The following is a 7,075-nucleotide window of genomic DNA, read 5'->3' on the forward strand; positions in this document are numbered from 1 at the left end:
GCCTGGATTGGCGATCGTTATGTGATCTAGAAAAACCCGATATCCCGCGCGTCGGTCGTTGTCCCAGGTCAGAGGCCCAAGAGAGGCTTCTCGTCATGAGAAGACTCGCATGTGTGGCCGTTGTTTGCGGTACGGCTTTCGCCGCATCTTCAGGGGCCGCGACGGCCGAGCCCGACCCTCTATCCGTGATGGCAGAAATGATCTTGAAGAAGGTCGACCAGAAGCGGATGCTCGTGCTGAGCAAGGGGTCGCGCCTGGTGCTCCTGACGTGCGAGCCGTACCGCGTCTCCACCCATCCGGCGCCACGGCAGGCGTGCGCGGAGCTCGAGGCGGCCGGCGGCGATCCCGCGGAGATCGAGCCCGACCCGCTCATCAGGTGCACCATGGACTACAAGCCTGTCAACGCCGCCGCCGTCGGCATCTGGGACGGCCGGATGGTCAGGTACCGGCACACGTTCGGCAACGCGTGCATGATGCGGCTCTCGACGCGGTCCCTCTTCTCCTTCGAGCCGGTTCCCCCGCGCTGACCTGCTCCGGCACGCCCTCACGCGCCGGACGGGCGTGTCCGGGCCGCGCCGCCCGTCACCACGGCGACGAGCGCCAGGCACCGGCGGTGACGCGGCGAGTACACCGTTCCCCGTGCGCACGGCCGAGCCGGAACACGCCAGGCACCGGCGGCCGAGGCGGCGAGTACGGCACGGCCGATCCGGTTCCCGTGCGCACGGCCGAGCCGGAACACGCCAGGCACCGGCGCCGGCGCGGCGAGTACGGCACGGCCGAGCCGGAACAGGCGCACCCCTCTCGACCTGTAGCGTCGAAGACGTGAAGTACATGCTCATGATCTACACGAACGCCGTCGCCGCGCAGGCCGTCAACGAGAACATCGACGACGCGATGGCCACGGTGGAGGATCTCATCGCCGAGCTCACCGCCAGGGGCGAGTGGGTGAGCGGCGAGGCGCTGGCCGACCAGGCGGGCTCCCGCACCATCAGGTTGAAGAACGGCGTGGTCGCCGTCACCGACGGCCCCTTCCTGGAGTCGAAGGAGTACCTGGCCGGCTACTGCATCATCGACTGCGAGACGCCCGAGCGGGCGCTCGAGATCGCCAGGCGCTGGCCCGACGTCGCCTACGGCGGCACGATCGAGCTCCGCCCCGTCTTCGAGGAATGACCAGGAACGGCGTGGAAAGACGGGGCATGACGGTGGAGCCGGGGCCGAGGGCGTGCCGATGAGGGAGGACCTGCTCAAGGAGCTGGCGCCGCAGGTGCTGGGCGTGCTCGTGCGACGGTACGGGCAGTTCGACGCGTGCGAGGACGCGGTGCAGGAGGCCCTGCTGGCCGGGGCGACCCAGTGGCCGAGGGACGGCCTGCCAGACAACCCGAAGGCCTGGCTGGTGACGGTCGCCTCGCGCCGGATGATCGACGAGATTCGCAGCGAGGAGGCGCGGCGGCGCAGGGAGGCGGAGGTCGCCCTGGAGACGGAGCCGCCCGAGGTCCCCGACACCGACGACACGCTGACGCTGCTGTTCCTGTGCTGCCATCCGGCGCTGACGCCTGCCTCGCAGATCGCGCTGACGCTGCGCGCGGTCGGCGGCCTGACGACCGCCGAGATCGCGGGGGCGTTCCTGGTGCCGGAGGCGACGATGGCGCAGCGGATCAGCAGGGCCAAGGCGACGATCAAGAAGGCGGGCGCCACCTTCGAGATGACGCCCGACCGGCTCGACGTGGTCCTGCACGTGCTCTACCTGATCTTCAACGAGGGCTACACCGCCACGTCCGGGCCCGACCTGCAGCGCGCCGACCTCACCGCCGAGGCCGTCCGGCTGGCCAGGACCGTGCACCGGCTGCTGCCCGACGACGGCGAGGTGGCGGGGCTGCTGGCGCTGATGCTGCTGACCGACGCCCGCCGGGCGGCGCGCACGGACGCCGAGGGGGCGCTGATCACGCTGGACGAGCAGGACCGGACCCTGTGGGACAAGGACCTCGTCGCCGAGGGCGTGGACCTGGTGACGGCGGCGCTGTCGCGGGGGCCGCTCGGGCCGTACCAGTTGCAGGCGGCGATCGCGGCGGTGCACACCGAGGAGGGCGAGACCGACTGGCCGCAGATCATGGCGCTGTACGAGCTGCTGGCGCGGGTCGCGCCGGGGCCGATGGTGACGCTCAACCAGGCGGTGGCGGTGGCGATGGCGCGCGGCCCTCGCGAAGGGCTGGCCCTGCTCGACACCGTCGAGGGGCTGGAGGGGCACCACCGGCTGCACGCCGTACGGGGGCACCTGCTGGAGATGGCGGGGCAGGAGGAGGCGGCGCGCGCGTCCTTCGTGAGGGCGGCGGCGCTGACGGCCAGCCTGCCCGAGCGGCGCTACCTGGAGGACAAGGGGAGGCCCCGGTCCTGAACGGACCGGGGCCGGTGGTGCTGCCCGCGACGGATCAGCCGGGCTGGTTGCCGCTCCAGCGGTTGGCGGCGGCCTTGTAGACCTTGTAGGTGTCGCCGTTGAAGTACGGCGAGGAGATGCGGTCGTAGCGGTCGTTGCCGTCGGTGTCCCAGGCGACGCTGTTGACGCCGATCAGGTAGCCGGTGCGGCTGGAGTTCTTGTAGTTGTAGAGGAACGGTCCGCCGCTGGCACCGGAGGTGAAGGAGCACTTGAAGCCGACGTGCTCCTCGATGCGGAACTTCGGCGCCGGCGGCATGGGGGCCGTCGTGCCGTAGCACCACTTCATGGTCTTGCCGGTGAAGGGCTTGTCGCCGTCGGGGTGCTCGCCGGCGGGGTAGCCGAAGGAGAACACCGTGGCCTTGGGGTTGCGGTTCCAGGTGAAGCCCTGACCGCCGACGTTGTCGCCGAGCCTGCCGACGTTCTTCTTGACCAGCTGCCAGGTGCCCTTGTCGTCCTTCTGCCACGTCGGCTTGAAGCCGTTGTAGACGTTGACGAAGGCGTAGTCGTAGTCGTAGTCCTCCTTCACCACGAAGTCGTCGTGCGCGTTGAAGGTCTTGGCGGCGTAAATGCCGTAGGGGGCCTTGCCGTCCCACTTGTTGTTGCCGTCCCAGTACGACGGGATGAACACCCAGTTGTCGTAGAAGACGTTGTGCTTGACGTCGTAGACGCAGTGGGCCGAGGTGGCGACGAGGTTGCGGTACTTGCCCTGCACCGAGGTGCCGGAGCAGTACTTCCAGCTCCTCCGGTCGTTCTCGTTGGCGCCGGGCAGCGTGAAGAAGATGCGGCCGACCGTGTTGGGCAGGTTGACCTGCTTGGTCTTGATGGCCTTGGCCTTCTCCTGGCCGATCGGGGGAACGGATCCGGGCGGGCCGTCGGGGGCGGAGTTGGCGCCCTTCGCGCCCCTCACGTCCATGGACAGATCGTCGTTGATGTCGGTGGCCGCGCGGAGCTTGTCCGGCGTCCAGAACGCGATGGCGCCGGCTGCTGAGGTGGCCGCGTCCTTGGAGACGACATCGCTGGGGGCCGCGGCCTGGGCCGCGGTCGCGCTCATCAGGCCCGCGGCCATGCCGATGGCCGCGACGCCGACGGTGAGGCGCCTTGCTCGGGAAAACATGGAGCTCCTTCCGGTTCTCGGCGGCCCAGAGCGGGGAACTGTGCCCCGGTGGGCCAGGAAAACGTTGAGGACGCTACTGAATGGCGCAAGGCGCGAGCCAGGAAACGACGTGAAAAAGTCTGGCCCGGTTCCATTCCGTTATTGAAATAACCATTCCGCATGTATTCAAGAATGGTATTTCCGCAGGTCGACGCCGCAGTTCGATATCGCCGGCAACATTGTCACCAGGTGTCTCCCGCTTTACATGCCGAACATTGCTCTCTTAATGGGGGCGTCATGTCGGAGCCGCTCGGCTCACCGTCCGTGACCAGCCGGGCCCCGAGTCGCTGTCCCTGTGGGAGACGGTGGCGCGGCAGGCGACCGCCACGCCCGTCGCGATCGTGCCCACGTACGCGGGCGAGGCGACGGTGGCCGGATACACGGTCGCGCACGAGCGTGACGGGTCACCCTCGAAGGGGCTGCTCGTGGCGGACCTGCCGGGCGGCGGGCGCGCCCACGCCCGGGTACGGCGGGCCGGCATGCTCGCCGACGCCATGAGCACGCAGCTGGTGGGACGGCGGGTACACCTGACCCCCGAGGGGAAGGTCAACACGGCCGTCTGGTGAAGCGATCATGCCCGGGGTCTTGCGTGGGGCGGGCCGAGGTCACCTCAATGGAGGTGTGCGCGATGTCATCGAGGCAGGCCCCCGGCGCAGGGGATGGGTCGGCATCGTGGTCCTGCTGGCCGTCCTCGCCGTCCCGGCGGTCAGCCTGCTGATCAGCAGGAGTCCGGACGGCCGGGCGCCCGTGGTGACCCCGTCGACGGCCGCGCCGACACCCGCGGCGGACCAGCGGGACCGCGCGCCCAACATCCTGCGCGCCTACCCGCGCAGCCTGGGCGACGAGGAGAGCATCGACGTGGTGTTCCCCGACGGCACCAAGGCCCAGGTTCGCTACCCGGTCGAGCTGCGCCTGGCCGCGCGCGGGTCCAGGCCCTACCAGGGGGCGTGGATCGGCGGCGAGCGGGCGATGTTCCGCAAGCTCTACGCGCCCCTCGGCGGGATGCCCGAGGGCGGCACGCGGATCAGGAGCATGACCCGCAACGTCTCTCTGTGGTCCGCCGGCGAGGGGCAGGTGCTGCTGTTCGCGTTCGGCAGGTGGCGGATCGCCCTGCAGGACCGCCGCGACGGGCTGACCTTCGAGCAGCGGATGGAGTGGGCTCGCGCGCTCAAGGGGAGGGTGACCCGCGACGGCTACCTCGTGCTGACGGCCAGGGAGCCCGTCCACCTGTCGAAACCGGGCGACCGGCTCGGCGGCGAGCCCGCCGGCCCCGGGTTGCTGTTCGGCGGCGAGCTGCTCGGCCGGCCGGACGAGCTGGTGTCGCTGGTGCTGACGCCCCATTGCGACCGCAACAGCGGCATCCCTCCCGAACTGCGACGCAACGCCACCTATGTCGACGGCGTGTGCAGGGGCGATGTCTTCGTCTCCGCTGCGGGCGCGGGAGTGTTCGTGCGGGCGGCACTGGAGGGGATCAAGGTGAAGCTCACCGAGTAGGGTGCGGCCATGTTCGCCGTTACCGCTACACAGACCGATCCCGACAACCCGCTGGCCGGGCTGACGCTCGGTGAGCATCCCGACCCCGAGCCCCGCGACGGCTGGACCACCGTGTCCGTGAAGGCCGCCGCCCTCAACCACCACGACCTGTGGACGCTCAAGGGCGTCGGCATCCGCCAGGACCGGCTCCCGATCGTGCTCGGCTGCGACGCGGCAGGCGTCGACGAGGACGGCAACGAGGTCATCGTGCACTCCGTCATCGGGCAGGGCGCCGACGAGACGCTCGACCCCAGGCGGTCGCTGCTGTCGGAGGTGCACGACGGCACGTTCGCCGACAAGGTGGCGGTGCCGCGCCGCAACCTGGTGCCCAAACCCGCCGCGCTGAGCTTCGAGGAAGCGGCCTGCCTGCCGACGGCGTGGCTGACCGCCTACCGGATGCTGTTCGACAAGGCGGGCATCGAGCCGGGGTCGACCGTGCTCGTGCAGGGCGCCGGCGGCGGCGTCGCCACCGCGCTGATCGCGCTGGGCCGGGCGGGCGGGTTCCGGGTGTGGGCCACCTCCCGCTCGGAGGAGAAGCGGGAGCGGGCCCTCCGGCTCGGCGCCGACCGGGTCTTCGAGCCGGGGGCCAGGCTGCCGGAGCGGGTCGACGCGGTGATGGAGACCGTCGGCCAGGCCACCTGGGACCACTCGCTGAAGGCGCTGCGTCCCGGGGGACGGATCGTCGTGTCGGGCGCGACCAGCGGGGCGGTGCCGCCCGCCGATCTCAACCGGGTCTTCTTCCTGCAGCTGTCGGTCGTCGGCTCGACGATGGGCACCCGCGACCAGCTCGCGCGGCTGGCGGTCTTCCTGGAGCAGACCGGCGTGCGCCCGCTCATCGACCGGTCGATGCCCCTGGACCAGGCGCGCGACGGGTTCGCCGCGATGCTCCAGGGCGAGTTGTTCGGCAAGGTGGTGTTCACGCTCGACGATAAGTGAGGGGTTACTCCGTCGCGCTCCCGGGTGATACAAAGAAAGGGAAGGTGTGTCACCCGAGAGGTCATGACCCATGGAGCCCTTCCGTCCGGGCACGATTCACTGGGACACCGCAGGCGAGTACCGCAACCTTCTCGTGGCCGGCAGCGCGCTCGTCCTGCAGACCATGCACCCCGCGGTGGGCGCGGCCGTGGGCGAGCACTCGACCTACCGGCAGGACCCCTGGGGCCGGCTCGCCCGCACCCTGAACTCCGTCCAGACCTGGGTGTACGGCGGCGTCGAAGCCGAACGCGAGGGCAGGCGGCTGAGAGAGATCCACGCCTCGATCAGCGGCACCGACGACAAGGGCCGCCCCTACCACGCCCTGAACGGCGAAGCCTACGCCTGGGTCCACCTCACGCTCTTCGAGCGCTTCGTCACGCTCAACCGCTACTTCGGCACGCCGTACTCCAGGGAGATGGAGCGCCGCCTCTACGCCGAGTCGCGGCAGCTCGGCCGGATCCTGCGGGTGCCCGAGCGGGAGGTGCCGCCCACGCTGGACGACTTCTGGCTCTACTTCGACCGCATGGTGGCCGACCGGCTCGAACCGCATCCGACCGCGCTGGAGGTGCTGGCCACCATGCGCGGCACGCCGGCGCCGCCGATGGTGCCCAAGCCGCTGCGCGGGATCTGGCGGCCGGTGGGCATGGGATCGGGGGAGTTCAACCACTTCGTCACGGTGGGGACGCTGCCGCCTGCCGTACGGGGGGTGCTGGGGCTGGAGTGGTCGGAGAGGGACGAGCGCAGGCTGCGGCGGATCGGGCGGGCGGTGGCGGCGCTCACGCCGCGCCTGCCCGAACGGGTCCGCTACCTGCCGATCGCCTACCGGGCCAGGCGGGCCGCGCGCGAGCGCAACCGGCCGCTATCGGCGTAGCGCCGTGGCGAGAGGAACCGGCCGCTATCGGCGTAGCGCCGTGGCGAGAGGAACCGGCCGCTATCGGCGTAGCGCCGCGGTGAGAGGAACCGGCCGCTATCGGCGTAGCGAC

8 protein-coding genes are annotated in these 7,075 nt (G+C 70.5%); 7 read left to right on the forward strand and 1 reads right to left on the reverse strand.

Annotation, left to right across the window (positions count from 1 at the left end; all coding sequences use genetic code 11):
• The first annotated feature begins 197 nt into the window (after positions 1-197).
• From ACWEVS_RS37255 to ACWEVS_RS37265, 3 genes are all read left to right on the forward strand, one after another.
• Complete coding sequence (locus tag ACWEVS_RS37255; RefSeq protein ID WP_449928372.1) at positions 198-527, forward strand: SSI family serine proteinase inhibitor; 330 nt, start codon at positions 198-200, stop codon at positions 525-527.
• A gap of 304 nt (positions 528-831) precedes the next feature.
• Entirely contained in the window at positions 832-1,170 is a 339-nt protein-coding gene (locus ACWEVS_RS37260; RefSeq protein WP_354921758.1) for a YciI family protein, read from the forward strand.
• 58 nt (positions 1,171-1,228) lie between these two features.
• Positions 1,229-2,392, forward strand: a complete 1,164-nt coding sequence (locus tag ACWEVS_RS37265; RefSeq protein ID WP_452555430.1) for an RNA polymerase sigma factor — start codon at positions 1,229-1,231, stop codon at positions 2,390-2,392.
• Positions 2,393-2,426: 34 nt separating this feature from the next.
• On the opposite strand, the gene ACWEVS_RS37270 is transcribed toward ACWEVS_RS37265, so the two are convergent.
• Positions 2,427-3,545, reverse strand: coding sequence for a trypsin-like serine peptidase (locus ACWEVS_RS37270; protein ID WP_449928376.1), 1,119 nt, complete (start codon positions 3,543-3,545; stop codon positions 2,427-2,429).
• 344 nt (positions 3,546-3,889) lie between these two features.
• Between ACWEVS_RS37270 and ACWEVS_RS37275 the strand changes: the two genes are divergently transcribed.
• From ACWEVS_RS37275 to ACWEVS_RS37290, 4 genes are all read left to right on the forward strand, one after another.
• Positions 3,890-4,150 carry a hypothetical protein gene (locus ACWEVS_RS37275; protein WP_452555432.1) on the forward strand — a complete coding sequence of 87 codons (261 nt, stop codon included), beginning with the start codon at positions 3,890-3,892 and terminating at the stop codon, positions 4,148-4,150.
• Between the two features lie 55 nt (positions 4,151-4,205).
• Complete coding sequence (locus ACWEVS_RS37280) at positions 4,206-5,078, forward strand: hypothetical protein (RefSeq protein WP_449928380.1); 873 nt, start codon at positions 4,206-4,208, stop codon at positions 5,076-5,078.
• A 9-nt stretch (positions 5,079-5,087) separates the two neighbouring features.
• Entirely contained in the window at positions 5,088-6,053 is a 966-nt protein-coding gene (locus ACWEVS_RS37285) for a zinc-binding dehydrogenase (protein ID WP_449928382.1), read from the forward strand.
• A 70-nt stretch (positions 6,054-6,123) separates the two neighbouring features.
• Complete coding sequence (locus tag ACWEVS_RS37290) at positions 6,124-6,963, forward strand: oxygenase MpaB family protein (RefSeq protein ID WP_452555434.1); 840 nt, start codon at positions 6,124-6,126, stop codon at positions 6,961-6,963.
• Positions 6,964-7,075: the final 112 nt, after the last annotated feature.

It is taken from the genome of Nonomuraea sp. NPDC003754 (genome assembly GCF_053605785.1).

What these genes read in the sequence shown, in the direction of transcription:
- ACWEVS_RS37285 (WP_449928382.1), top strand. Translation starts at nt 5,088, where the DNA reads ATGTTCGCCGTTACCGCTACACAGACCGATCCCGACAACCCGCTGGCC.
- ACWEVS_RS37290 (WP_452555434.1), top strand. Translation starts at nt 6,124, where the DNA reads ATGGAGCCCTTCCGTCCGGGCACGATTCACTGGGACACCGCAGGCGAG.
- ACWEVS_RS37260 (WP_354921758.1), top strand. Translation starts at nt 832, where the DNA reads ATGCTCATGATCTACACGAACGCCGTCGCCGCGCAGGCCGTCAACGAG.
- ACWEVS_RS37265 (WP_452555430.1), top strand. Translation starts at nt 1,229, where the DNA reads ATGAGGGAGGACCTGCTCAAGGAGCTGGCGCCGCAGGTGCTGGGCGTG.
- ACWEVS_RS37255 (WP_449928372.1), top strand. Translation starts at nt 198, where the DNA reads ATGATCTTGAAGAAGGTCGACCAGAAGCGGATGCTCGTGCTGAGCAAG.
- ACWEVS_RS37270 (WP_449928376.1), bottom strand. Translation starts at nt 3,545, where the DNA reads ATGTTTTCCCGAGCAAGGCGCCTCACCGTCGGCGTCGCGGCCATCGGC.